This window comes from Paraburkholderia xenovorans LB400 (assembly GCF_000013645.1).
Classification (GTDB): Bacteria; Pseudomonadota; Gammaproteobacteria; order Burkholderiales; family Burkholderiaceae; genus Paraburkholderia; species Paraburkholderia xenovorans.
This window is the reverse complement of sequence record NC_007952.1, coordinates 1,706,996-1,733,592: the sequence shown is the minus strand read 5'-3', so window position 1 is coordinate 1,733,592 and position 26,597 is coordinate 1,706,996. Positions and strand designations below refer to the sequence as shown.

21 protein-coding genes are annotated in these 26,597 nt (G+C 65.1%); 13 read left to right on the top strand and 8 right to left on the bottom strand.

What is annotated here, in order from left to right; all coding sequences use genetic code 11:
* Nucleotides 1–92: 92 nt before the first annotated feature.
* The 11 genes from BXE_RS29590 (at nucleotide 93) to BXE_RS29540 (ending at nucleotide 11,881) form a co-directional block, all read left to right on the top strand.
* Nucleotides 93–1,046, top strand: coding sequence for an ABC transporter permease (locus BXE_RS29590; RefSeq protein WP_011491794.1), 954 nt, complete (start codon nucleotides 93–95; stop codon nucleotides 1,044–1,046).
* Nucleotides 1,043–1,993 carry an ABC transporter permease gene (locus BXE_RS29585; protein WP_011491793.1) on the top strand — a complete coding sequence of 317 codons (951 nt, stop codon included), beginning with the start codon at nucleotides 1,043–1,045 and terminating at the stop codon, nucleotides 1,991–1,993. The genes BXE_RS29590 and BXE_RS29585 overlap by 4 nt, the downstream gene beginning before the upstream one ends.
* Entirely contained in the window at nucleotides 1,993–3,837 is a 1,845-nt protein-coding gene (locus BXE_RS29580) for an ABC transporter ATP-binding protein (RefSeq protein ID WP_011491792.1), read from the top strand. Before BXE_RS29585 ends, BXE_RS29580 begins: the two co-directional genes overlap by 1 nt.
* The gene (locus BXE_RS29575) at nucleotides 3,834–4,148 is read left to right on the top strand and encodes a (2Fe-2S)-binding protein (RefSeq protein ID WP_011491791.1); all 315 of its coding nucleotides are present in this window, start codon (nucleotides 3,834–3,836) and stop codon (nucleotides 4,146–4,148) included. Before BXE_RS29580 ends, BXE_RS29575 begins: the two co-directional genes overlap by 4 nt.
* Nucleotides 4,133–5,563 (top strand): NAD(P)/FAD-dependent oxidoreductase, encoded by a 1,431-nt coding sequence (locus BXE_RS29570; protein WP_011491790.1) that lies wholly within the window; start codon nucleotides 4,133–4,135, stop codon nucleotides 5,561–5,563. The genes BXE_RS29575 and BXE_RS29570 overlap by 16 nt, the downstream gene beginning before the upstream one ends.
* Entirely contained in the window at nucleotides 5,560–6,729 is a 1,170-nt protein-coding gene (locus BXE_RS29565) for an NAD(P)/FAD-dependent oxidoreductase (protein ID WP_011491789.1), read from the top strand. The genes BXE_RS29570 and BXE_RS29565 overlap by 4 nt, the downstream gene beginning before the upstream one ends.
* Nucleotides 6,726–7,073 carry a helix-turn-helix domain-containing protein gene (locus BXE_RS29560; protein ID WP_011491788.1) on the top strand — a complete coding sequence of 116 codons (348 nt, stop codon included), beginning with the start codon at nucleotides 6,726–6,728 and terminating at the stop codon, nucleotides 7,071–7,073. Before BXE_RS29565 ends, BXE_RS29560 begins: the two co-directional genes overlap by 4 nt.
* A 165-nt stretch (nucleotides 7,074–7,238) precedes the next feature.
* Nucleotides 7,239–8,297: an ABC transporter substrate-binding protein gene (locus tag BXE_RS29555; protein WP_011491787.1), complete on the top strand. Its 1,059-nt coding sequence runs from the start codon at nucleotides 7,239–7,241 to the stop codon at nucleotides 8,295–8,297.
* A gap of 139 nt (nucleotides 8,298–8,436) precedes the next feature.
* Nucleotides 8,437–10,134: a GMC family oxidoreductase gene (locus BXE_RS29550; protein ID WP_040125354.1), complete on the top strand. Its 1,698-nt coding sequence runs from the start codon at nucleotides 8,437–8,439 to the stop codon at nucleotides 10,132–10,134.
* Nucleotides 10,135–10,265: 131 nt separating this feature from the next.
* Entirely contained in the window at nucleotides 10,266–10,529 is a 264-nt protein-coding gene (locus tag BXE_RS29545) for a helix-turn-helix domain-containing protein (protein WP_011491785.1), read from the top strand.
* Nucleotides 10,530–10,531: 2 nt separating this feature from the next.
* Nucleotides 10,532–11,881: a type II toxin-antitoxin system HipA family toxin gene (locus BXE_RS29540; protein WP_011491784.1), complete on the top strand. Its 1,350-nt coding sequence runs from the start codon at nucleotides 10,532–10,534 to the stop codon at nucleotides 11,879–11,881.
* 38 nt (nucleotides 11,882–11,919) lie between these two features.
* Here BXE_RS29540 and BXE_RS29535 read toward each other — a convergent pair whose 3' ends face one another.
* From BXE_RS29535 to BXE_RS29515, 5 genes are all read right to left on the bottom strand, one after another.
* Entirely contained in the window at nucleotides 11,920–12,714 is a 795-nt protein-coding gene (locus BXE_RS29535) for an ABC transporter permease (protein WP_011491783.1), read from the bottom strand.
* Nucleotides 12,711–13,577 (bottom strand): ABC transporter permease, encoded by an 867-nt coding sequence (locus BXE_RS29530; RefSeq protein ID WP_233518957.1) that lies wholly within the window; start codon nucleotides 13,575–13,577, stop codon nucleotides 12,711–12,713. Before BXE_RS29530 ends, BXE_RS29535 begins: the two co-directional genes overlap by 4 nt.
* 38 nt (nucleotides 13,578–13,615) lie before the next feature.
* Nucleotides 13,616–14,953, bottom strand: coding sequence for an NAD(P)/FAD-dependent oxidoreductase (locus BXE_RS29525; protein ID WP_011491781.1), 1,338 nt, complete (start codon nucleotides 14,951–14,953; stop codon nucleotides 13,616–13,618).
* 4 nt (nucleotides 14,954–14,957) lie between these two features.
* On the bottom strand, nucleotides 14,958–15,671 hold the full coding sequence (locus BXE_RS29520; protein ID WP_011491780.1) for an HAD-IA family hydrolase: 714 nt from the start codon (nucleotides 15,669–15,671) through the stop codon (nucleotides 14,958–14,960).
* A gap of 83 nt (nucleotides 15,672–15,754) precedes the next feature.
* Nucleotides 15,755–16,831 (bottom strand): ABC transporter ATP-binding protein, encoded by a 1,077-nt coding sequence (locus tag BXE_RS29515; RefSeq protein ID WP_011491779.1) that lies wholly within the window; start codon nucleotides 16,829–16,831, stop codon nucleotides 15,755–15,757.
* 101 nt (nucleotides 16,832–16,932) lie between these two features.
* On the opposite strand from BXE_RS29515, the gene BXE_RS29510 reads away from it, so the two are divergent.
* Entirely contained in the window at nucleotides 16,933–17,964 is a 1,032-nt protein-coding gene (locus BXE_RS29510) for a LysR substrate-binding domain-containing protein (RefSeq protein ID WP_011491778.1), read from the top strand.
* Between the two features lie 214 nt (nucleotides 17,965–18,178).
* On the opposite strand, the gene BXE_RS29505 is transcribed toward BXE_RS29510, so the two are convergent.
* Nucleotides 18,179–20,857, bottom strand: a complete 2,679-nt coding sequence (locus tag BXE_RS29505; protein WP_011491777.1) for a bifunctional acetate--CoA ligase family protein/GNAT family N-acetyltransferase — start codon at nucleotides 20,855–20,857, stop codon at nucleotides 18,179–18,181.
* A gap of 9 nt (nucleotides 20,858–20,866) precedes the next feature.
* Nucleotides 20,867–21,796: a histone deacetylase family protein gene (locus BXE_RS29500; protein WP_040124728.1), complete on the bottom strand. Its 930-nt coding sequence runs from the start codon at nucleotides 21,794–21,796 to the stop codon at nucleotides 20,867–20,869.
* 461 nt (nucleotides 21,797–22,257) lie between these two features.
* On the opposite strand from BXE_RS29500, the gene BXE_RS29495 reads away from it, so the two are divergent.
* The gene (locus BXE_RS29495) at nucleotides 22,258–24,609 is read left to right on the top strand and encodes an HAD-IC family P-type ATPase (protein ID WP_040125357.1); all 2,352 of its coding nucleotides are present in this window, start codon (nucleotides 22,258–22,260) and stop codon (nucleotides 24,607–24,609) included.
* A gap of 81 nt (nucleotides 24,610–24,690) precedes the next feature.
* Here BXE_RS29495 and BXE_RS29490 read toward each other — a convergent pair whose 3' ends face one another.
* Complete coding sequence (locus BXE_RS29490; RefSeq protein WP_011491774.1) at nucleotides 24,691–26,424, bottom strand: Na+/H+ antiporter; 1,734 nt, start codon at nucleotides 26,422–26,424, stop codon at nucleotides 24,691–24,693.
* Nucleotides 26,425–26,597 lie beyond the last annotated feature (173 nt).

Genomic DNA, 26,597 nt, shown 5'->3' with positions numbered 1-26,597 from the left:
ACCGGATTCACGCCGCACCCCGCAATACGCGCACCGCTGCTCAGGCGGTGCGCGGCTTCAACCGCAACTGCGTTGCATGGAGGGGAATCTCGATGAAAGCACATGCGCAACGTCTCATCGCCGCGCGACTCGGCCTCGCGCTGCTCACGCTGCTGCTGGTGTCGGCGGTGGTGTTCGCCGTCACCGGTCTGCTTCCCGGCGACGCGGCCCAGCAGGCGCTCGGCCAGGCGGCGACGCCGGAAGCCGTCGCCGCACTGCGGCATCAGTTCGGGCTCGACCAGCCCGCGCTGCAACGCTACTTCGTGTGGCTCCTTCATGTGGTCAGCGGCAACTTCGGCACCTCGTTGTCGAACAATCTGCCGGTCAGCCAGCTGATTGCGACGCGTCTGCCGAACTCGCTGGTGCTGGCCGGACTCACGGCGGTGGTCTCGGTGCCGGTCGCGCTGCTGATCGGCATTTCGTCGGCGATGTTTCGCGGCTCGCTGCTCGACCGCACGCTCAATGTGCTCACGCTCTCCACGGTCGCCGTGCCCGAGTTCCTCATCGCGACGATCGCCGTGCTGATCTTCGCCGTGAAGCTGCGCTGGCTGCCGGCGCTGTCGTATCTGTCGGAAGTGCATTCGTTCGGCGCGCTGCTGCGCATCTACGCGATGCCGGTCATGACGCTGTGCTGCGTGCTCGTCGCGCAGATGGCGCGCATGACGCGCGCCGCGGTGCTCGATCAGCTCAATTCGTCGTACGTGGAAATGGCCTTGCTCAAGGGCGCTTCGCCGGTGCGCGTGGTGTGGCGGCATGTGCTGCCGAACACCATCGGGCCGATTGCCAACGCCGTGGCGCTGAGCCTCTCGTATCTGTTCGGCGGCGTGGTGATCGTCGAGTCGATCTTCAACTATCCAGGACTCGCGAGCCTGATGGTGGACGCGGTGACCAACCGCGACATGCCGCTCGTGCAGGGCTGCGTCATGGTGTTCTGCGCGGCGTATCTCGCGCTCGTGCTGATCGCCGACCTGTGTCAGATCGTATCCAACCCGAGGCTGCGTCGATGATGAGCCAACCAACCAATCCCCACCATGTTCCTCACGCCGGCACGGAGCTATACGACGTGCGCCGTGACGAAGTGGTCGTCGAACCCGCGCCTCCCGAAGCGGCGGCGCTGAAACACGGCATGTTCAAACGCCTCGTGCACCGCTTCTCCGTACTCGGTCTGATCGGACTGTTGATGGTGGCGTTCTGGCTGCTGGTCGCGTTCATCGGACCGCTGGTCGCGCCGTACAAAGGCGGCGCGCTGACCTCGACGGAAATTTTCGGGCGCTATAGCGCGGCGTATCCGCTCGGCACCGACTACCTCGGCCGCGACATGCTGAGCCGGATTCTCTACGGCGCGCGCTATACGGTCGGCCTCGCGCTCGCCGCGGCGGTGCTCGCCAGCGTGATCGGCACGTTCTTCGGCCTGCTCGCGGCGGTGTCGGGCCGCTGGGTCGATGAAATCCTGAGCCGTCTGTTCGACGCGCTCATTTCGATTCCGAGCAAGGTGCTCGCGCTCGTCGTGATCGCCGCGTTCGGCTCGTCGATTCCGATGCTGACGACGGTCGCCGCCGTAGCCTACATTCCCGGCGCGTTCCGCATTTCACGCTCGCTCGCGGTGAACCTGATGGGCCTCGAATACGTGCAGGTGGCGAGAGCGCGCGGCGAAGGCATCTTCTATATCGCGCGAGTCGAAGTGCTGCCCAACATGATCCATCCGATGCTCGCCGACTTCGGCCTGCGCTTCGTGTTCATCGTGCTGCTGCTGAGCGGGCTGAGTTTCCTCGGCCTCGGCGTGCAGCCGCCGAACGCAGATTGGGGCTCGCTCGTGCGCGAAAACATCGGCGGGCTGTCGGAAGGCGCGCCTGCCGTGCTGATGCCGGCCGTCGCGATTGCGACGCTGACCATCGGCATGAATCTGCTGATCGACAACCTGCGGCGTCGCAGCCGTAGCCACGGAGGTGCGTGATGGCTGATCGCGACATGATCGAAGTGAAGGGTCTGCGAGTCGTGGCGGGTGCGGCGCCAGGGCTGGTGACCGAGATCGTCAAGGGTGTCGATTTTTCGGTGAAGAAGGGCGAAGTGCTCGCGCTGATCGGCGAATCCGGTTCGGGCAAGACCACCATCGCGCTGTCGCTGCTCGGCTACGCGCGAGCCGGTTGTGCGATCAGCGGCGGGTCCGTGCGCATCGGCGAAGTCGAGGTGTTGTCGCTCGATGCGAAGGGACGCCGCGCATTGCGCGCACGGACCGTCGCGTATGTCGCGCAGAGCGCGTCGGCCGGCTTCAATCCGGCGCGCACGATCATGGATCAGGTCACCGAGCCGGCGCTGCTGCATCACCTGATGACAAAAGAGGCGGCACGCGCCAAAGCGATCGGGCTGTTCCGCTCGCTCGCGCTGCCCGCGCCGGAAACGATCGGCGAGCGCTATCCGCACCAGGCGTCCGGCGGCCAGTTGCAGCGTTTGATGGCGGCGATGGCGTTGATCACCGATCCGGCCGTCGTCGTGTTCGACGAGCCGACCACCGCGCTCGACGTCACCACGCAGATCGAAGTGCTCGCGGCGTTCAAGAAGGTGATTCGCGAACTCGGCACGACGGCCGTGTACGTGTCGCACGATCTGGCGGTGGTCGCGCAGATGGCGGACCGCATTGTCGTGTTGAACGGCGGCGCGGTGAAGGAGAACGGCGCAGTCGCGCAAGTGCTCGACGCGCCCGTGGATGTATACACGCGCCAGTTGCTGGCGGCCACGCGCCGGCCGGAAGCGGAGCTGACGTTGCCGCCGAAGCTCGGCAAACACGTGCCGCCGTTGCTGGAGATCCGCGGATTGTCCGCGGGCTACGGTCGCATCGACCGCCACGGCGCGCCCGCCGTGCGCGTGCTGGACGACGTCAGTCTGTCGATCCCGCGCGGCAGCACGCTCGGCGTGATCGGCGAATCCGGCTCGGGCAAGACGACGCTCGCGCGCGTGGTGGCGGGTCTCGTCGACCGGGCGCGCGGCGAGGTGCTGTTCAACGGCGAGCCGCTGCCGGCGCAGATCTCGCGCCGCACACCGGAACAGTATCGGCAGATCCAGATCGTGTTTCAGAACGCCGATACGGCGCTCAACCCGAGTCATTCGATTGCCGATATCCTTGCCCGGCCGCTTGCGTTCTATCACCATCTGCGTGGCTCGGCAGCAAAGAAGCGCATGCTGGAACTGCTCGATCTGGTGAAGCTGCCGGCCGCCATCGCCACGCGCGCACCGGCCGGGCTCTCCGGCGGCCAGAAACAGCGCGTGAATCTGGCGCGCGCACTTGCCGCTAATCCCGCGCTGATTCTGTGCGACGAAGTCACCTCCGCGCTCGACACGGTGGTCGGCGCGGCAATCCTCGATCTGCTCGCTGAATTGCGGCGTGAACTGGGCGTGTCGTACATGTTCATCAGCCACGATATTTCGACGGTGCGCGCGATCTGCGACGAGGTGATCGTGCTGTATGCGGGGCATCGCGTGGAAGCGGGGCAGCGCGACGTGCTGGCCGCGCCGCCGTATCACCCGTACACGGGCTTGCTGGTGGATTCGGTGCCGGCATTGAAACCCGGCTGGCTCGACGCGCGCCGCGAGATCGTCGCGACCGCCTTGCCGGTAATGGGCGAGAGCGCCGACATCGCCGAGTTGTGCCCGTTCCGCGCGCGCTGTCCGGTGCGTATCGACGGCAAGTGCAACGTGACGCCGCCTTCCATGAAGAAGCTGCCTTCGGGCGCGGAGATTCTGTGCCACCATCCGGCCGCCGAACTGAACCGTTTGCAGACTGTGGAGGCAACCCCGGCATGAGCGGACGATTTGTGCGCCTTGCGGAAACCGGCCGCAAGACCTTTCCGATCACAGTGGACGGCGTCATGCGCGAAGCCGCCGAAGGCGACACGCTCATGGTCGCGCTGCTCACCAGCACGGCCACGCTGCGCGATTCCGAATTCGGCGACGGCGGGCGCGCCGGTTTCTGTCTGATGGGCGCCTGCCAGGACTGCTGGGTGTGGACCGCGCAAGGCGAGCGCGTGCGCGCGTGCAGCACGCCGGCGACACCCGGCATGTCGATCGTCACGAAACTGGCGGATGCCGCGGAGGGTGTATGGCCCCGCGCATAGTCATCATCGGTGCCGGGCCGGCGGGCGTGCGCGCGGCCCAGGCGCTGGTCGAAGCGGGGCTGCGGCCGGTCGTTATCGACGAAGGGCGGCGCGACGGCGGGCAGATTTATCGTCGGCAGCCGGACGGGTTTTCGCGCAGCTATGAGACGCTTTATGGCAGCGAGGCCGAGCGTGCGGCGTCGTTGCATCGGAGTTTCGATGCGTTGAAAAGCAGGATCGACTATCTGCCGGAGACGCTGGTCTGGAATATCTCGCCGAACACCGTGCATCTGGTGAGCGGCACGCGGTATCACTCGCTCGCCTTCGACGCGTTGATCGTTTGCAGCGGCGCGACGGATCGGCTGATGCCGGTCAAGGGCTGGCACCAGGCCGGCGCTTATAGCCTCGGCGGCGCGCAGGTCGCGCTGAAGTCGCAAGGCTGCGCGATCGGCTCGCGTATCGTGATGATGGGCAGCGGGCCGCTGCTGTATCTCGTTGCCGCGCAGTACGTGAAGGCGGGCGCGCAGGTCGCCGCGGTGCTCGACACTTCCACGTTCGTGCAGCGCGTGGCCGCGTTGCCGCGCCTGCTGGCGATTCCCGCCGCGCTCGGAAAAGGCATTGCGTTGACGCGTGTGCTGGCCGATGCGCGCGTGCCGGTTCATCGCGGCGTGGAGCCGCTCGAAATCAAAGGCTCGCCGCAAGACGGCGTGCGTGGCGTCGAGGTCGCCTTGCCCGGTGGCAAGCGCCTCGAATTCAAATGCGATGCAGTCGCGCTCGGTTATCACCTGCGGCCCGAGACGCAACTCGCGGACCTCGCGGGCTGCCGCTTTTTGTTCGATGAGAGCGCGCAACAGTGGCTGCCGCAGATCGACACCGACGGCCGCAGCAGCATCAAGGGCGTCTATCTGGCAGGCGACGGCGCACGGGTGCGCGGCGCGGACGCAGCGGAACGCTCGGGCCGCCTCGCGGCGCTGGCCGCCATGCAGGATCACGGCATGACGGTCAACGGCGTGGAGCGCTTGCGCGCCGAACTCGCGCGCTTCACGCGGTTTGCCGCGGGCTTGCGTGAGGCCTTTCCGTGGCCCGCGAAGTTCGCCGCGTCGCTGCCGGACGAAACGATTGTCTGCCGTTGCGAAGCGATCACCGCCGGCGAACTGCGCCGTGTGGTGGGCGCGACCGGCGCCAGAGAAGCCAATCGCGCGAAGGCGTTTTCGCGCGTCGGCATGGGCCGCTGCCAGGGGCGTTATTGCGGCCATGCGGGTGCGGAGATCATCGCGGCCGCGGCGTGCGTGCCTTTGTCGTCGGTGGGACGGCTGCGCGGCCAGGCGCCGGTCAAACCGCTGCCGGTGGCGCTGACCGAAGATACAAGCGACGCGGCGAATGAGAAGGCGAGCGAGAAGGCAAACGAGAAGGCGAGCCGCGAGGTGACAGAATGAGCGCGACGACCCGCAACGAAGCCGATGTGATCGTGATCGGCGGCGGCATCATGGGAACGACCACGGCGTTCTTTCTGCGTCAGCGCAACCGCTCGGTGATTCTGCTCGAACGCGGACTCACGGGCCAGCAGGCAAGCGGCGTGAACTTCGGCGGCATTCGCCGGCAAGGCCGCGCGCTGCCGCAACTGGCGCTGGCCAACCGAGCGCTGCGCACGTGGCAACGCTCGGCGGAACTGCTCGGCGAGGACGTCGAGTTTCTGCCGTCGGGCCATACGCGCGTGTGCTACCACCCGCAGGACGTCGAGAATTTCGATCAGTACGCGATCGACGCACGCGCTTACGGCCTCGAACTCGAAGTGCTGCACGGTGGCGCGATGTTCTCGCGCTTTCCGTTTCTCGGCCGCGAGGTGCTGGCCGCCTCGATCTCGCCGCTCGACGGCCACGCCAACCCGCGCCTCGCCGCGCCCGCGTTCGGTCGCGCGGCGGCGCGGCTCGGCGCACAGGTGATCGAGAACACCGAGATTGCTCGCGTCGAAAAAGAAGGTGGGCGGTTTCGCGTGGAAAGCGCGCGCGGCGACGTGTATTGGGCGGCGCAACTCGTGATCTGCGCGGGCGCCTGGGCGAGCCGGCTGACCGAACAGTTCGGCGAGACGGCGCCCATCACCGCACGCGGGCCGCAAATGTGCGTGACCGAACCCGTGCCCTACGTGTTCAAAGCGTCGATGGGCGTGTTCACGTCGATCAAGGAAGAGAGCATTTATTTTCGGCAGATTCCGCGCGGCAACATTATCGTGGGCGGCGGTCCCGCGGGTCCCGCCGACACCGTGACGAGCCGCGCCTCGGTGTTGCCGGCCAATACCGTGCGGCAACTGGCGCAGATGCGCCGGCTCGTGCCCGCGTTCGCGCCGCTGCATGTGATTCGCGTGTGGAGCGGCGTGGAAAGCTATCTGCCCGACAGCGAACCGGTGATCGGTCCGAGCGGCCAGGTGGACGGTCTCTTCTACGCGTTCGGCTTCAGCGGCTCGGGTTTTCAGATCGGCCCCGGCGTTGGCGAGACGCTGGCGGAACTCGTCGATACGGGCAGCACGGCCATTCCTCTCGACCCGTTTTCCATCCGGCGTTTCGCGAAACAACCGGCGGCCCGCTCGAGCATCGTGACGTCATGAAACAGTCCATCAGTCTCAATGCCGCGAGAGCCTTCATTGAAGCCCATTTCGACGAACCCGTGACGCTCGCGCAACTCGCCGAGCTATCCGCGCTCAGCGTGTCGCGTTTCGCCACGGTGTTCCGGCAGCAATATGGATCGTCGCCATACCGCTATCTGTGCGGCCTGCGGATTCAGCGCGCGCAGACGCTGCTGCTCGAAGGCGTGCCGGGATCGGTGGTGGCGACCGAGGTGGGTTTCTTCGATCAAAGCCATTTTGGCCGGCATTTCAAGAAGTGCTGCGGGATGACGCCCAGCATGTTCATACAACGCGCGGCGGCGAATGCAGGGCATGCGGCCGAGTAGGGGCGTGGCGCGCTCCCGGCATACCACGCTACACGTTTGCCATAACGTGATGTCATGGACCCCACAACAATTGCGGCGTTGTCGCCAATAAACAGATTCACTATATTGGGCTCACGCGCATGACATCCACGATATTTTTCGCTTAACCGTTTCGAGGACATATTCGTGATCAAGAAGCCAACGTTGCGCCCGCTTGCCGCTGTTCTGATTCTTGGCGTCGCGGGTCTCGTGCCCGCGTGTCTGACGCCTGCATTTGCCGCCGGGAAGATTACCTTTGTCTCTCAAGGCGGCACGTATCAGGAAGCACAGACCAAAGCCATCCTCGATCCGGCTGCGAAGCTGCTGAACATCACCGTGAATCAGGACAGTATTCCGGACGCGTGGCCGCAGATCAAGGCGCAGGCCGCAACCGGCAAGCCGATCTGGGACGTGGTCGATACGCCCACCTCCAACTGCTTGCGCGGCGGCCATGAAGGCCTGCTGGAAAAACTCGATTTTTCCAGAATGCCCAATGCGGCTGCGATGCCCGAGAAATACCGCACGCCGTATTCGGTTGCCTATGAGTTCTATTCGACGGTGATCGGCTACAACAAGAAGACGTTGAAGAAGGTGCCGCAGAGCTGGGCCGATTTCTGGAACGTCAAGGCGTTCCCGGGCACGCGCGCGCTGCGCAACGACCCGCAGACCGTGCTCGAAGCCGCGCTGCTCGCCGACGGTGTGCCGCGCGACAAGCTCTATCCGCTCGACGTCGATCGTGCATTCAGGAAGCTGCAGCAGATCAAGCCGGACGTGACCGTCTGGTGGACTTCGGGCGGCCAGTCTGCGCAACTGCTGCACGACGGCGAAGTCGACATGACGATGATCTGGAACGGCCGCGCGAGCGCCGTGCGCAAGGACAATCCCGATGTCGACTTCACGTTCAACGACGGCATTCTGCAGAACACGCAGCTCTGCGTGCTGAAGAACGCGCCGAACCTGGCCGATGCGATCAGATTCGTCAACGCGGCTGTCTCGCCCGACCTGCAGGCCAACCTGCCGCTTTATATCGACTACGGCCCGGGCAATCCGGCCGCCTTCAAGACCGGCAAGATCGACGCCAAACGAGCGAGCGAGCTGCCGAGCTCGCCGGAGAATGCGTCGAAGCAGGTGCTGATGTCGGAGGAATGGTGGGCCTCGGACGCCGGCGTTCAGGCCAAGGCGCGCTGGCTCAAGTTCATGCAGTAAGCAGCAGCCGTTTCGTTTTTTCCACGCACTCTTCACGCTCTGCACGCGGGTTTCCGGGTAGTTGAACGCGAAACCCGCGCGCGAATCCCAGCGCTTTTTGCGCGTCCCGCGCGGCGCATCGTCTACGCATTCATCGAACGTGATCGACTATCTGATTCTCGGCGGCGGCTCGGCCGGCTGCGTGCTGGCCGCGCGCCTGTCCGAAGACGAAGGCAGCACCGTCTGCCTCGTCGAGGCCGGCCGCAACATCTCGCGAACGGACATGCCCGCTGCGGTGCGCAGCCGCTATCCCGGCCGCGCCTATCTCGACACCGCGAACATCTGGCAGCATCTGAAGGCACGCATGAACACTTCGGCCGCGACACGCCGTTACGAGCAGGCGCGCCTGCTTGGCGGCGGTTCGGCGATCAATGCGCTGATGGCGAACCGCGGCGCGCCGGCCGACTACGACGAATGGCACGCGCGCGGCGCACACGGCTGGAACTGGGCCGCCTGCCTGCCGTACTTCCGCAAGCTCGAAACCGATTGCGACTTCGGCGGCGCGCTGCATGGCGCGAGCGGACCGGTGCGCATCCAGCGCACGCCGTGGGCGCGCATCTCGCCATTCGTACGCGCGGTGCTCGCCACGCTCGACGCGCGCGGCCACACGCGGCGTGACGACCAGAACGGCGAATGGCAGGACGGCACGTTCATCGGCTCGATCGCGGTGAGCGAAGCGGGCGAGCGCATCCCGACCTCGGTCTGCTATCTCGACGACACCGTGCGGGCCCGGCCGAATCTGACCATCCGCACGCAAACGCTCGTCGAACACGTGCTGTTCGACGGCGGGCGCGCGATCGGCGCGCGGGTTGTCGGCGAAAACGGTGCGAGCGAAACATTGCACGCCAGACAGGTGATCGTTTGCGCGGGCGCGATTCACAGCCCGGCGCTTCTGATGCGAAGCGGCATCGGACCGGCGTCCGAACTGGCCGCGCTCGGTATCGAGGTGGTGGCCGATCGCGGCGGCGTGGGCGGCAATCTGATGGAGCATCCGTCGATTGCCGTGTCCGCGGTTCTGCCGCGCGCGGCCCGCGCGTTATATCCCGACGAGCATCACGAACAGGCGATCGTGCGTTTTTCGTCGGGCGTGAGCGGAGCGGTACCTGGCGACATGCACGGCGCGATCCTGTCGCGATCGGGTTGGCATTCGGTGGGCTACCGGCTCGGCACGCTGTTTTTCTGGGTCAACAAGTCGTACTCGCGCGGCCGCGTGAGTCTCACGTCGGCCAGTCCGCACGACGAACCCGCCGTCGACTTCAACATGCTGTCCGACGCGCGCGATCTCGAACGGCTGAAACTCGCGCTGCGCTTCGGCGCCCGAACGCTGGCCGATCCGATGATGGCGCAGCACCGCACCACGCTGCTGCCTTCGAGCTATTCGCCGCGCGTCGCGAGCGTGGCCGTGCCGGGCGTGTGGAACGCGTTGCAGCGCGGCCTGCTGAGCGCGCTGCTCGACATTGCCGGGCCGTTGCGCGGGTGGCTCGTGCGCCGCGTGGTCACGCAAGGCGTGACGCTCGACGAACTGCTCGCCGACGATCACGCGCTGACGCGTTTCGTGACGCGCTCGGCGGGCGGCACCTGGCATCCGTGCGGAACCTGCTGCATGGGTGCCGCCGACGATCCGCTCGCCGTCTGCGACGCGCGCGGCGCGGTCTATGGCGTCAGCGGACTTTATGTAGGCGATGCGTCGTTGATGCCGTCGATCCCTTGCGCGAACACGAATGTGCCGACCATCATGATCGCGGAGCGGATTGCGGATATGTTGCGAGGACGGGCGGACGCTGCGGCGGCTCCTTGAACAAACGCGGACAGGCGCTGCCGTCGTCAAAAGCCGTATAGCGGATAAATAAAAAATATCCGTATATCAGCTAAATTGACTTTATCCGAATAGCGGCTAAAATGGATATAGCCGAATAACGGATATTTCTTATGCCCGCCGCTCTCCCGTCTCAACCGCTCGTGACCGCGCCCCAGCTCGGCCAGTTGCTCGTTGCATCCCGCAAGCGGCGCAAGCTCACGCAGGCGGAAGTGGCGCGGCGCGTCGGCTTGAGTCAGAACCGCATCTCGTACCTGGAAAAGAATCCGGATGAGCTCAGCTTCAAGCAGTTGCTCAGCTGGTGCTCGGCCATCGGGCTTGAGCTGCGCCTGGGCGAGCGGGACGCGGCCGGGCCGAAAAACGTCTCCGAGTGGTAAGCATGGGCCGCCGCTCGCACAGCCAAACCCTTTCCCTTTGGGCCAACGGCGACTTCGTCGGGCGTTGGACCATCAATGCCAATGGGGAATCCGAGCTGCAGTACGACAGGGCCTGGCGCGAATCGGCGCGTGGCCGCCCGATATCCCTGTCGCTGCCATTCAATCTCCACAACGAACCGCTGAAGGGAGACAGTGTCGCCCACTACTTCGAAGGCCTGCTGCCGGATAGCGAGACGATTCGAAAGCGGGTGGCGGCGCGCTTCAGGACGGGCTCCATCGGCGCATTCGACCTGCTGGCCGCGATTGGCCGCGACTGCGTGGGAGCCTTGCAGCTCCTGCCGGACGAGGCTGTGCCGGAGGGGCTGGACAAGGTCGAGGGTATCGTCGTCGACGAAGAGGCCATCGAGCGACATCTGCTGGAAGTCGTCAGTCCGGACCGTTTCGCCGCGGCGAGGGACCCCGACGACGACTTCCGCATCTCGCTGGCCGGCGCGCAGGAGAAAGACGCCTTTCTGAGGTGGAACGGGCAATGGATGAAGCCGCGCGGCACCACGCCGACAACGCACATATTCAAGCTGCCTATCGGCATGGTGGGCGGGCGCAAGGCCGACTTCACCACCTCGGTGGACAACGAGTGGCTGTGCCTGCGGCTGTGCAAGGAATACGGGCTGCCCACGGCAGAGGCGCGCATCGAGACGTTTGGCTCGCAACGGGTGCTCGTCGTCGAGCGTTTCGACCGGGTGCTCTCGCGCAGTGGAAAGCAGCTGTTCCGGCTTATCCAGGAGGATTTCTGCCAGGCAACCGGCACATCGCCGCTAGTCAAATACGAGAACGAGGGGGGGCCGGGCCTTCAGCAGATGTTCACGCTTTTGCAGCAGTCGCAGCAGGCGGTAGAAGACATGCACACGCTCATGGCCTCGCAAATCATTTTCTGGATGATGCGCGCGCCGGACGGTCATGCGAAGAACTTCAGCATCCAGCTGCTTGCAGGCGGCGCGGGACGCTTCAGGCTGAGTCCAATCTACGATGTGATGTCCGCCTATCCGGTCATCGGCGACGGGCCGAGTCAGTGGGCGGACCAGGAAATCAAACTGGCAATGGCCCTGCTCGGCAGGAATAAGCACTACCAGGTGCATAAAATCGAGCGGCGGCACTTCAACAGCACGGCCAGGAAGGTCGGCTATGGCGACAACGCGGAGCCGCTCGTGCAGGAGATTATCGCCCGCACGCCCGAGGTCGTAGAGAAAGTCCGCGGCGAACTGCCCGCGGGGTTCTCCGGGCAGGTGGCGGACAAGGTTCTGGGTGGCATGCTGGCGGCGGCGCGCGTGCTGGAGAACATGCCTCCAGACTGATCATGCATCGAATCCGGAGAAGGGCAATCTGTCAGGTATCAGGCGCGCGCCGCACCGGAACGGCGGCTCACCACGACGATCATCACGAGGCAGAGCGTGAGCGCGGTCAGCATGGTGCTGATCGCCGCGATGGTCGGGTCGATCTCGTCGCGCAGCGTGACGAACATGCGGCGTGTGAGCGTCTGGTTCGAGCCGCCCGACACGAACAGCGCGACCACCGTTTCGTCCAGAGCCTGAATGAACACGAATACCGCGCCGGAGATCACGCTCGCCTTGATCTGCGGCAGCGTCACGGCCATGAAACTGCGAAAGCGATTCATGCCGAGGCTGCGCGCGACCATCTCCTGGGTGCGGTCGAAGGTCCGCAGATCGGCGCCGACCGAGATCAGCACATAGGGCAGGCCGAGCATCGTGTCGGCGAGAATCAGGCCGCCGAGCGTGTTCACGTAGCCGGCCTGCGAGTACACGAAAAACACCCCCACCGCAACGATGATGATCGGCACCATCAGCGGCAACATCAGCAGTGTGCGCAGATAGCGCATGATCCAGTGCGTGCCGTTCTGGATCGCGTAGGCGGCGGCCACGCCGAGCGGCGTGGCGATCAGCGCGGCGCTGATCGAAGCGGTCAGCGTCGTGCGCGCGGCGTCGATCCATGCGGGGTTGTCGAAGAACGAGTGATACCAGCGCAGCGAGTAGGCCGGCGGCGGGAAGGTCATGAAGCGCGTATCGGAGAACGACAGCGGCACGACGATCAGCACCAGCACCATCAGGAACAGCAGGATCAGCACGACGACCGCGCCGAGGACGATCCGTCCGAACGGGAGTTTGCTCATTTCGCGCCCAGGGTCTTTTCGAGTGGCACCACGCGGCTCGCGGCATAGAAGATCGCGAACACGCAGATCAGCAGCACGACGCTCACCGCGCTCGCCGCGCCCCAGCTGTTGTAGATCTCGATGTTGCGGCTCACCACCATCGACACCATGATCGACTTGCCGCCGCCCATCAGTTCGGGCGTGATGTAAAAGCCGAGGCACAGCACGAACACGAGTGTCACGCCGGCGAATACACCGCTCATCGAGAGCGGCAGGAACACGCGAAGAAATACGTGCAGCGGCGAGCCGCCCAGACTCGCGCCGGCTTGCGAAAGATTCGACGGGATTTTCTGCATTGCCGAATAGAGCGGCAGCACCATGAACGGCAGCAGGATGTGAACCATCGCGATCACCGTGCCGAACTGGTTATAGGCGAGTTGTACCGGCCGCTCGATCAGGCCCGAAGCGATCAGCGCCTTGTTGACCAGGCCCGTGCGCTGTAGCAGCACGAGCCACGCGTAGGTGCGCACCAGCACGCTGGTCCAGAACGGCAGAATCACCATGCCGAGCACGAGCGCGCTCAGCCTGGGCGGCAGCGAGGCGGCGAAGTAGGCCACCGGATAGCCGAGCAGCAGCGTGACGACGGTCACAATGATGCTCAGCCTGAACGTCAGCAGAAACGTTTCGAGGTACGCGCCCGTGAACATGCGGCGGTAGTTTTCGAACGTGAAGCCGTCGTGATAGATGGACTGCCACGACAGCCACGCGAGCGGCACGACCAGCAGCACGACGATCACGAGGAGCGCCGGCGTCATCAGCAGAAGCATCGTGCGATCCTCGCGGCGCTGATAGCGTGCGGCGGGATCGGACCCGGTGGCTTGCATCAAGGTGGTTCCCTGGAGCATCCGTTTGGCGGTTGTCATCATGCACCTACGGCGTCGAGAAACTGATACCACGCCGCAACGAGTCTCACACCCGGCGCGCGCAGCGAATGAAAGGGCACGGGCCGCAAGCCGGGTGCGCCGAGCAGCGAAAGCTCGGGTGTTTCGCCGAGCGCGAGCGCGGCGGCATGCTGGCCGAGCAGGCTCGCCATCGCAACGCCTGCTCCGTTATACCCCAGACAAAAGGTCGTGGCGTCATCGCTGCGGCCAACGTGCGGCAACGAGTTGAACGTCATGCCGACATAGCCCGACCAGCGATATTCCACGCGCACGCCCGCGAGATCCGGAAAGAGCGCGACCATCGCGCGCTGCAACGCGTCGAAGCCGCTGGTTTGCCCTTCCTTGCCGAACGCGTCGCGTCCGCCGAACAGCATGCGGCCGTCCACCTTGCGGAACCACTTCATCATGCGCCGCGTTTCGGTGTAGCTGCGGCGCTCGACCATCAGGCGCGCATCGAGTTCGGCGGGAAGGCGTTCGGTGGCGATCATCGCGCTGCGAAACGGCACGAGTTCGCGCTGATACGGCGCGGTTGCCGGCGTGAGACCGGAATACGCATTGGTCGCGACGACGACCTGCTTCGCGCGTACCGTGCCGCCGGGCGTGCGCAGCGTCACGCGCGTCTCGCCGGGTGCGCGATGCATCTGCTGCACCGGCGTCGATTCGTAGATCGGCACGCCGCGCAGCGTAAGGCCGCGCGCGAGTCCGCGCACGTATTCGAGCGGCAGAATGGTGCCGGCGTCCGCGCTCAGCACGCCGCCGACAAAACCCTTCGAACCGGTCTCGTGTTCGACCTCGGCGCGCGATTGCACGGTCATCGTGGTATCGCCCAGCTTCGTGCGAACCCAGTCGGCCTCCGCGCGAATCGCGGCAAACGCGGCTTCCGTGTGCGCGCAGCGCAGGCTGCCGGTCGGTTCGAAGCGGGCGCGCGTGAGCTGGAATTCGTCGACCAGCGTTTCGACCACGCGCACGCCTTCGTGCGCGAGGCGGTGCATGCGTTTCGCGGTATCGAGGCCATGCAGCCTGTCGATGGTGGGAAACGACAGTCTGAACTTGGACGACACCACGCCGCCGTTGCGCCCGCTCGCGCCCCAGCCCACCGGATTGGCATCGAGCACCACGCAGTCCACGCCGCGCTTTTGCAGCGCATACGCGGCGGCGAGGCCCGAGTAGCCCGCGCCGATCACGGCGACCTCGACCTCGAGATCGCGCGCGAGCGGCACGCCGGCGCTGAGCGTCGCACCGGCGCCGGGCGAGGCGGCGAGGAGCGCCCGCCAGAGCGAATCGGGCGGGGGCGTGTGGGGTGTCGGCGGCGCGAGCATCGGCTCAGGCGGCGAGGCGTGCTTCGGCTTCGACGGCGTCCGCGAGCGCGCCGAGCGTCGCAAACCTGAAGGTCGGCGTGGTGACGGCTTCCGGCACGGGAGTACCGCCGAAGCCTTTCACGCCCTGGCGCCGTTCGATCCAGCAGGTCGCATAGCCAAGCCGGGTGGCGACGCCGATGTCGTGATACTGGCTCTGCGCGGTGTGCAGGATTTCGCCGAACTTGTAGCCGAACGCCGCCTGACGGCCGCGGTTGTACGCGAAGAATTGCGGATCGGGCTTGGCGACGCCGGTTTCGTCGCAGCAGACGGTGTCGTCGAACGGGTCGCCGAGCGTGTGCGCGTAGGCCGACAGCGCCACGCGGTCCGCATTGGTCATGGCAACCAGGCGGAAGTGTTTGCGCAGACGCTTGAGCGCCGCGACCGAATCGGCGAACGCCGGCCATTCGAGCACGTCGCGCTGGAAGGCGGCAGCCGATTGCGGGTCGTCGGGCAGACCGAGTTCCTTCGCCAGCGACAGGTAGACGTTCGCCATTTCATGGCTCGAACGGCCGGGGTAGGCCGCACGGCCGCGCAGGTACGGCTCGAAGATCTGGTCGTCGGTCAGGTCTTTCGCGGCCGGGCCGCCCAGGCGGCGCACGGAGCCGAGTACGCCGCGCTCGAAGTCGATGAGCGTGCCGACGACGTCGAACGTCAGGACCTTGAAATCGGTGAGCTTCATGAAATCATCCTTTTGCAGTGGGCTGTGAACAGTGAATAGGGAGAGGGTTTGCCCGGACGTGGGCGGGGACTATCGCAGCGGAATCAGGCGGGCACGACGATCGTGTCCTGCGGATCGAGTACGACGTTCATCGGCGCGCCGGGCTCGGGAATGCGCCGGCGCGCGTCGTGCCCGCCAGGCTGTCTGAGGCTGATGGCGGTGCCGTCGGCGAGGGTCGCGAACACGCGCAGGCTTTCGCCCTGATACAGCACCTCGGTGACCCGGCACGACAGACGGTTCACGCCCGCGCGCGGCTCGCCGCTATCGATCACGAGCTTCTCGGTCTGCACCGCGAGCAGCAGCCTGTCGCCGTGCGGCAGCGGGTGTGCGGTGCGCAGCACCGTATCGCCGAGACGCACCGCGTCGTCGCCGGCGCGCGTCACGGCGAGCAGGGTCGCTTCGCCGATGAAGCTCGCCACGAACGCGTCGCAGGGGCGGTCGTAGAGCCGCTCAGGCGTATCGATCTGCACGAGGCGGCCGTTCTTCAGCACGGCCACGCGGTCGCTCATGGTGAGCGCCTCGCGCTGGTCGTGCGTCACGTAGACGATCGTCGCGCCGAGCCTGCGATGCAGCCGCCGCAGCTCGATCTGCATGGTTTCGCGCAACTGCTTGTCGAGCGCGGAGAGCGGCTCGTCCATCAGGATCAGTTGCGGCTCGAACACCATCGCGCGGGCGAGCGCCACGCGCTGGCGCTGGCCGCCCGACAGCTGGCCGATGCCGCGATTCTCGTAGCCGGGGAGTTCGACCATCGCGAGCGCGTCGGCAACCTTCTTTGCCCACGTCGCTTTCGGCTGACGCCGCGCGCGCAGCGGAAACGCTACGTTCTCGCCCACGTTCATATGCGGAAACAGCGCGTAGTTCTGAAACACGATGCCGATGTCGCGTTTGTGCGGCGGCGCAAATGTAATGTCGCGCTCGCCGACCCACACCGCCCCCGAACTGGGCTGCACGAAACCGCCGAGAATGCCGAGCAGGGTGGTCTTGCCCGATCCCGAAGGGCCGAGCAGCGAGACGAATTCGCCGGGGGCGATGTCGAGCGAAACGTCGTCGAGTGCCACCACGTGGCCATAACGTTTCGCTGCCGATCGGATTGAAACACCTGTTTTCGCTCGTGCGTCCATTGCGTCCTGTCTCGCTGTAGAAGCCTGCGTCAGGGAAAATATAGGCCGAGCCATTTTTGGCGGCAATTCCCAAATTGTTGGATAGGGCATAACATCAGATCATGCCCAACCTTCGCAAAAAACTGCCGAGCGCCAACGCGCTGTTCGTCTTCGAAGCGGCCGCGCGCTGCGGCAATTTCACGCGCGCGGCGCAGGAGTTATATGTCAGCCAGCCCGCGGTGAGCCGCATGCTCTCGCGTATGGAAGACCATCTCGGCGTGCGCCTGTTCGAGCGCGTGCGAGGCGGAATCGAGTTGACCGAGAACGGCAGGATCCTCTACCGGAAAATATCCGAAGGCTTCAACGGCATAGAAAGCGCGATACGCGAGATCGAGGCGCGCGCAACCGGTGTCGAGTCGGTCACGCTGTCGGTGTCCACCGCGTTCACCACGCACTGGCTGATGCCGCGCATGAGCCGTCTGAACCAGGCGTTTCCGAACGTCGACTTGCGGTTTCAGCTGATCTCGGGGCGAATAGGCGGCCCGCTCGTCGACGTGGATCTCGGCATGCGCTTTCTGCGCGAGGACGAGATCGGCGAGAACAGCGTGCTCGTGATGCCGGAGACGCTGCTGCCGGTGTGCAACCGCCGCTATCACGAGGCAGCCGCAACCGAGGCGGGCCGCAAGCACGGCGACACGGTGATCGTGATGGACGACGGCGAGCGCGGCTGGCATGACCGGTTCGCCGCGTTCGCGGCACAGGGGCGGCATGCCGCGAGCATGCTGAATTTCAACGACTACGCCATCGTCGTGCAGGCGGCGTTGCTTGGGCAGGGTGTCGCGCTTGGCTGGCTCAACGTGGTGTCGCATTGGCTTCTCGAGGGCGCGCTACTGCCGGCCGAAGAGGAGCTGATCGTGACGAACCGGCGCTGCTGCCTGGTGTGGCCGGAGAATCGGCCGTTGCGGCCGGTGGCCGCCGACGTGCGCGACTGGATTCTCGACGAGACGCGCGCCGACGTGCGCGCGGTAGACCGGCAATATCCGAAGCTGGGGCTGCGGCGCGTGCTGGCGCAGACGGGCCTCGCGATCGGTCCGGCCCGGGATGAAGCGCGAAGCGATGCGGCGGCCCGCCCGGTCACGCCGCCGGGCGCGTGAACCCAAGCCAAGCCAACCCAAGCCAACCCAAGCCAACCCAAGCCAACCCAAGCCAACCCAAGCCAACCCAAGCCAAGCCAAGCCAACCCAAGCCAAGCCAACCCAAGCCAAGCCAAGCCAAGCCAACCCAAGCCAAGCCAAGCCAACCCAAGCCAAGCCAACCGCTGCGGACGAGTACCGGCCAACCGGCCACGAAGGCCCACGCACGGGTTCACTACAACGTCTTGCTGCAGAGTTTGAAATCAGGATCTTCGGCGTACGTCTGCACCTGGAAGCCGAGGTTTTTCATCAGTTTCAGCATGTTGGCATTCTTGACCAGCACCAGGCCGTCTATTTCACTCAGGCCTTTGTGGCGCGCAACCTCCATGATCGACAGCATCAGACGCGAGCCGAGCCCCTGGCCACTGAAGTCGTCATCCACGACTAGCGAAAACTCGCAACTCGTGAGGTCGGGGTTGGCGATGTAGCGTGAAACGCCGATCATGCGCTCGGTTTCGGTGAACTCGCCGTCGCCGGTTGCGGTACGCTCCTTGTAGACCGCCACGAGCGCCATTTCACGGTCGTAGTCGATCAGCGTGTAACGCGCCAGCATGGGTACCGACAGTTCGCGCAGCGACGACACGAAGCGGTAATAGCGCGACCGGTCCGACAGCCTGCGCACGAAGGCTTGCAGCATTTCGGCGTCGTCCGGCTGGATCGGGCGCAACGTGTATTGGCCGCCGCCACGCATGGGCCACTCCTGCGTGTAGCTGGAAGGGTACGGCAGGATCGACAGATGGTCGTAGCTGTGCAGCAGCGGTTGCGCGTTGTCGATCACCACGCGTGCATCGACCGCCAGCGCGCCGGTTTCGTCCACGATCAACGGATTGATGTCCATCTCGCGCAATTGCGGCAGCGCGCACACCATTTCCGATACGCGCAACAGCACGTGCTCGATCGCCTCGCTGCGAACGGCCGGCGCGCCGCGCCATTCACCCAGCGTTTCTGCCGAACGCACCCGCTGGATCAGGCGTTGCGACAGGAACTGGTTGAGCGGCGGCAATTCGACCGCGCGGTCGTTGATCAGCTCGATCATGGTGCCGCCCGCGCCGAATGTGATAACCGGGCCGAACGGCTGATCCGTGACCACTCCGATATACAGTTCGCGCCCGTGCTTCTTGCCCGACATCTTCTGAATGGTCACGCCGTTGATCCTTGCGTCCGGCCTGAGCCGGCGCACGGTCGCGATCATGTCGTTGTAGATATCGCGCACGCTGGTGGCGTTGAGCACGTTGAGGACGACGCCCTGAACATCGGATTTGTGCGCAATGTCGGGCGAGTCGATTTTCAGCGCGACCGGATAGCCGATCTGGCTGGCGATCAGCATCGCTTCGTTGGCGTTGTGGGCGAGGATGGTTTGCGTGATCGGAATATGGAAAGCCGCCAGCAGCGCTTTCGATTCCATTTCCGTCAGCACTTTGCGCCGTTCGGCCAGCACGCTTTCGATCAGGATGTGTGCGCCCGCCAGATCCGGCTTGGCGAGTTGCGACAGCGGAGGGGGAGTCTGCTGCAGCAGTTGCTGGTTCTGATAGAAGGAGGCGATATTGCTGAAGGCATCGACGGCCGCTTCAGGTGAACGGAAAGTGGCGATACCGGCGCCGTTGATGATTTCGCGCGCCTCGGCGACCTTCTGGTCGCCCATCCAGCAGGTCAGCAGCGGCTTGCCGATGTTGGCGCTCGCGAGCACCAGTTCCTGTGCCACCGCAGTCGGATCGACGCCCAGCTTGGGCGAATAGATAACCAGAATTCCATCCACCTCGCTATCCGCGGCGCAGGCCGCGGCGGCGGCCCGGTAGTGTTGCGGCCCGGCCTCTTCCGACAGATCGAGCAGGTTGGCAATGGTCGCGAGCCGCGGCAATTGCGGCGCGAGTGCCGCGCTCGTGTCGGGCGAGAGCCGCGCGAGAACGAGGCCCAGCTCGGTGAGCCAGTCTACGGCCAGCACGCCGGGGCCGCCGCCATTGGTCACGATCGCCAGCCGCGAACCCACCGGACGATAGCGCGACGCGAGACACTTGGCCGCGGAAAACAACTGCGCGAACGATTTCACGCGCACCGCGCCGGCGCGCCGCAAAGCCGCATCGAAGACCTCGTCGCTGCCGATGATGTTACCTGAATGGGTGAGCGCGGCTTGCGATGCAGCGCTCTTGCGGCCGGCCTTGAGCACCACCACGGGCTTGGTAATGGCCGCCGCGCGCAGGGCGCTGAGAAACCGGCGCGCGTTCGTGATGCCCTCCATGTAGATCACGATGCTGTGGGTGGCCGGGTCGGTTGCGAGGAAATCGAGGGTTTGCGCGAGATCGACGGCGGTATTCGGCCCGAGCGATACCACGGTCGAGAAGCCGACCGCGTTCTTGTCGGCCCAGTCGAGTATCGAAGCGGTCAGCGCGCCCGATTGCGAAACGAGGGCGAGCGGTCCCTGCTGCGCCAGCGGTCCTACGACGCTGACGTTGATGTTCAGCCGTGGGCGCTGATAGCCAAGACAGTTCGGCCCGAGCAGTTGAATACCGTGTTTGCGCGCAATGGCGTGCAGCTCTTTGGCATGCGCCTGATCGACACCCGTCGAAATGATCAGCGCCGCCTGGCATTGAATCCGCCCGGCGACTTCCAGAGCGGACGGCAACTCGTCGTCCGGCAGGGCGATGACCGCCAGATCGGCGCGCGAATGGGCCAGTTCGCCTAGCGTGCCGGTCATGCCCACGTCGAGAAACGTCACGGGTCCGGCGAAGCCGCTCTCCCGTATCAGGGCGCTCACAGCCCGGCCGTAATGGGTTTGACTGTCCGGTTCGTCGGCCTTGCCGACGAACACCACAATCGAGTTGGGGGAGAACAGCGGCGTCAGGTAATGTTTGTCCATGAGATGCAGTCAGCAATCCATACCAATGAGTTCTCTCACATGCGCGGCCACGCCGCGTGCGAGCGACGACAGTTCGTAGCCGCCTTCGAGGCAGGACACGATACGGCCCCCGCTGTGACGCCTGGCGATGTCGACAAGGCGCCCGGTGACCCACGCATAATCCGCTTCGACGAGGCCGAGGTTGCCCATGTCGTCTTCACGGTGACCGTCGAAGCCGGCTGAGATGAAGATCATCTCCGGCCTGAACGCTTCGAGCGCCGGCAGCCATTTCTCCGTAACAGCCGCGCGGAACACGTCGCCGTACGAGCGCGTGGGCAGCGGCACGTTCACCATATTGCTGCCGCGAGGCTCGTTACCGCAGAAAGGGTATAGCTTGTCTTCGAAGATCGAGCACATCAGGACCCGCGCATCGGCATGGAGAATGTCCTCGCTGCCATCGCCGTGATGAACGTCGAAATCGATCAGCGCCACGCGCGTGAGTCCATGCACGTTCAGCGCGTGCCGGATGCCGACCGCGACATTGTTGAAAAAGCAGAACCCGCCCGCCGCCGCGTATTTCGCGTGGTGTCCCGGCGGCCGTATGTTGCAAAAGGCGCAACAGGCTTCGCCGGCAAGCACCAGATCGGTCGCCAGCACGGCTGCACCGGCCGCACGCAAGGCCGCCTGGTATGTATAAGGGTTCATGCTGGTGTCGGGATCGACACGCACGTAGCCCTCCAGTGGAGCCATGCCGGCAATGGAGCGGATATACGGCAGGGAATGCGCCTGCGCGAGCTGCTCTTCCGTTGCCAGTGGCGCCTCGTACGTTTGCATGCAGTCGAGCAGGCCCTTGATCAGCAACATGTCGTGAATCGCGCCGATGCGATCGGGCGACTCGGGATGCATGGGTCCCATTTCGTGTTTGACGCAGTCGCGATGCGATATATAGGCGGGCAGCATTCTGGTTCGACCGTGGTGACACTGGCTGCTGCCAACCGGCACCTGCACAGGCGGCCAGCAGCGTTCTTTCCGCATACTCGCGTCACGCTACTGTAAGGCACCGTCGTGCGAGGGAATAGCTCTATCAGGCGCCGCACATCGCAGTGACGGATTGATGCAAATCAACGAACAAAGGGACCCGACGACGTTGGTTGCAGGCTGGCGCGGTCGTGGATCGCATTTCGCCACGTACGCCGCGTGCCGCGCATGATGAAGCCGATCCGGTGAGCACGCCTGAAAATATTCGCCAGAAGGGACGCGTTGCGGACTGACCTGTATCAACAGGACGCGCCCACGACCTCTTACGATTGTTCTGTCTTTTGGCGCTGAACGGCGCGATGCGGCGCGGTCCGGTACGCAAGCTTCGTTGGCTGGAGGCGAGGGCGGCGGCCTCCTTTTCTACCAACCTCAACTGGTTTGCGATGAGCTCCCTACCCGAAACTTCTGAACACAGTGTCGAAGACCGTCAATCCGGCGGTTTGACAAGCGACGAAGCGCAGCGCCGGCTGCAAGTTTTCGGCCCGAATGGTGTGCCCGACACGGCCACATCGCCGTGGAGCCGCGCGTTGGGCAAGCTGTGGGCGCCGGTGCCGTGGATGCTGGAAGCCGCAATCGTGCTGCAACTCGTGCTGGGCGAGTACGTCGAAGCCGGCGTGATCGCCGCGCTGCTGATCTTCAACGCGGCGTTGGGCTTCTTCCAGGAGAGCCGGGCGCAGGCAACACTCGACGCGCTCAAGTCGCGCCTCGCTCTGATCACGCCGGTCCGGCGCGACGGCGCGTGGAAGACGGTGCCGGTTGGGCAACTGGTGCCGGGCGACATCGTGAAGCTTTCGCTCGGCTGCATTGTGGGCGCCGATGTCCGCCTGATCGAAGGCGAGGTGCTGCTCGATCAATCGACTCTCACGGGCGAGTCTCTGCCTATCGAAGGCGGTCCGGGGTTGCAGACCTACGCCGGTGCGCTCGTGCGGCGCGGCGAAGCGGTTGCGGAAGTCACCGCAACGGGCGCCCACACGAAGTTCGGCCAAACCGCCGAGCTGGTTCGTATCGCCCGCGTCCCCAGTTCGCAGCAGCAGGCCGTGATGCGCGTGGTGCGAAATCTTGCCATGTTCAATGGCGTGATCGTTCTCGTGCAGATCGGCTATGCGTCCTCGCTGCGGATGCCGCTGGTCGAGATCGTGCCGCTCGCACTCACGGCTATCCTGGCGGCGATTCCCGTGGCATTGCCGGCCACCTTCACGCTCGCGACCGCTTTGGGCGCCAGGGTGCTCGCGAAGCTGGGCGTTCTTCCCACCCGCTTGTCCGCGATCGATGAAGCGGCCTCGATGGACGTTCTCTGCGCCGACAAGACGGGCACGCTGACGCGCAACGAACTGGCGGTGACCGCGGTGCACGCAATGCCGGGTTTCGATGAGCCGCATGTGCTCGCGCTTGCCGCGCTGGCCAGCTCCGAGGGCGGCCAGGACCCGGTCGACGCGGCGATCCGCAACGCGTCCCGGCCCGCTTGCGTGGCGGATTTGCCCAGGCTTGTCAGGTTCGTGCCATTTGACCCGGCAGAAAAGATGTCCGAGGCGCTCGCAACGGATAAGGACGATCGCACGGTTCGCATTGTCAAAGGCGCGTTCGCGCGGGTGAGTGCCCTGACGCAATCGTCGCCGGAAGCGGCGGTCGCTGAGCAGGCTCTCGAAGCCAAAGGATTTCGCGTATTGGCGGTTGGCGCCGGCGTTCCGGGTAAGCTCCAGGTGGCCGGCCTGATCGCGTTGAGCGATCCGCCCAGAGACGATTCCGCGAGGCTGATCGCCGACCTGCTCGGAATGGGCGTGCACACCGTGATGGTGACCGGCGACGCCGTGGCGACCGCCGGCGTAGTGGCCCATACGGTCGGGCTCGATGGCGCGGTCTGTCCGCCGGGGCCGCTCCCCGGGCAATTGCGTCCGGAAGAGTTTGCCGTTTTCGCGGGCGTGTTCCCCGACGACAAGTTCCACATCGTCAAGGCGTTCCAGAGCGGTGGCCATATTGTCGGCATGTGCGGCGACGGCGCGAACGATGCCCCGGCGCTGCGTCAGGCGCAAATGGGAATTGCCGTCTCGACCGCCACCGATGTCGCCAAGTCGGCGGCAGGGATCGTGCTGACCGAGCCGGGCCTGGGCGGTGTCGTTGCCGCGGTGCGCGAGGGGCGCGTCACTTTCCAGCGCATCCTCACCTACACGTTGCGATCGGTGACGCGCAAAATCGATCAGATGCTGTTCCTGACGGTCGGCCTGATCATGACCGGCCATGCGGTCCTGACTCCGATGCTGATGGTCGTGCTCATGACAACCGGCGATTTCCTCGCCATGTCGTCGACGACAGACAACGTGCGGCCGTCGACGAGGCCCAATGCCTGGCGGATCAATAACCTGACGATCGCGGGCATTGTGCTGGCGTCCTGCAATCTGCTGTTTTGCAGCTCGATTCTCGCCCTCGGCAAGTTCTGGCTGCACCTGGGCACCGGCCAGTTGCAAACGCTCGCGGCGGTCATTCTGGTGTTCAGCGGCCAGGCGGTCCTGTACGTGGTACGTGAACGCCGGCGGTTGTGGAGTTCCCGGCCGGGACGGTGGCTGATCGTGTCGTCGATCGCGGACGTGTCGATCATCGCAACTCTGGCAACACGGGGAATACTGATGTCGCCGTTGCCGCTGCAGTGGATCGGCGCCATGCTGGGCGCGGCGATCGTCTTCGCGTTCGTCCTGGATTTCGTGAAGGTGGCCGCGTTTGCCCGTCTGAAGATGGTATAGGCCGCGCGATCGCGTTTGCGATGTAGGGCGGCCTCGAGAGTCGACTTCATTCATTGCGCCGGCATCGAAGCGTCGCAGCCCTCACGTGTCCTGCTTAACGGAATCGTGTGCGCCCGTCAGGCCAGCCGCCCGGCGAGCCACATCGAGCCGTTTGCGCAGCGAGGCTTCGGCGAGGTCGAGTTCCGCGACCAGGCTGCGCAGCGATTCGTCGTTGATGCGCTGTTCATGCCTTTCCGCGTAAAGCGCATTACGCTCGACGTGCAGCGACTTCAGGCGCAATTCGAGCTCCACCACATAGCGATGACGGCGCTGGCGAACCACGTCGGGGGCTTCCGCGAGCGCCTCGGGTGTGGCGGGCGGCGCGGGGTCCTCCAGCAGATCGATGCGCTTGCGATACTCCTGGGTCAGGCGCCCAGCCGATTCCTGATACTGCGCGAGCCATTGCGGATCGACGGATTCCGCCTGTTCCTTGCCGAGCACCATGCTGGCGATCGCGGCTTTGCAGGCGGCGACCCGCGCGCGCCGTTCCTCCCGTGCCGACGCCGGCTCGCCACCCGGCGGCATGCGCTTGAGAACCAGCGGCAGACCGATGGTCCCGATCACCAGCGTGAAGAGGATCGTGCCCGTCGCGAGGAAAATCAGCAGGTCGCGGGCCGGAAAAGGTGCGCCGTCGTTGAGCAGCAGTGGCAGCGAGAGAGCGCCGGCGAGCGTCACCGCGCCGCGGATGCCGGCCAGCGTGCTTGCAAGCGTCAGCAGGTACGAGGGCTTCTCGACCAGTTTCCCTTCCGCATGGGCGCGCCACAGGCTGCCCTGCACGCCGAGCGTCAGCCAGATCCAGCGCAGCAACAATAGCGCCGACGAGATGGCGAGCGCGTAACCCGCGAGAATCCACCATTGATGGCCGGCTTCCCGCAACGGTGTCCCGATGATGGACGGTAACTGCAGGCCGAGGAGCAGGAAGATCGCGCCGTTGAAGGCGGATTCGACCATGGTCCACGTGCCTTCCGTCTGCATGCGTTCCGCCACGAACTCGCTGCGATCGAGATCGGCGAAATTCGTCATGACGCCGGCGGCCACGGCCGCCAGAATGCCCGAGACGCCGAGCCGATCGCCCACGATATAGGCTGCGAAAGGCAGCAATACCAGCAATAGCGCCATCTGGGTGGCGGCCACGTCGCCCAGGCGCCGGGTCACCGCGTCGCGTGCCACGGAGAAGCCCCAGCCGATGAGCGCGCCCGCCCCGATTCCGCCGAAGGCGATCCAGATGAAGTCCCGCGCGACATGGGTCCACGAGAACAGGCCGGTGAGCGTGGCCGCAATGGCGAACTTCAAAGCCACGAGGCCCGATGCGTCGTTCAATAGCGACTCGCCTTCCAGCACGCGCATGGTTTGCGAGGGCATGCCGAGATTGCGCGTGATCGCCGAAACGGCCACCGCGTCGGTGGGCGATACCACTGCGGCGAGCGCGAATGCAACTGTCAGCGGCATCTCCGGAATCAGCCAGTGGATGAGATAGCCCAGACCGACCACGGTGAACAGCACGAGGCCGAACGCGAGCTTTAATATGGGCCGGTAAAGCGCGAAAAATTCGCGCTTTGGAATACGCCAGCCATCGGCGAATAGCAGGGGCGGGATGAACAGGAGCAGGAACAGATCCGGGTCGAATACGATGTGCAGACCCTGGCGAGGCCAGGACAGCGCGGCCCCGAGAAGAATCTGGATCAACGGCAGGGGAATGGTGCGGATGTAGCGGGAGGCCACGCCGGTAAGCGCCCCTAACATCAATACCAGGAGTACGGTTTCAACGGTGTGCATCGGCAGACTTTAGCAAGAATGGACTTCGTCTGTTTTCTGGACGCCTTCACTGAGGGTCTTCACTGCGCACCGGGACGTGCTAACGCAATGGGTCAGTCATGATACGGTGAAAACCACTGCGATCCCGATTCGCCGGCTGCTCGCGAGCCTCGTCGAGCATCCGGCGACATCAA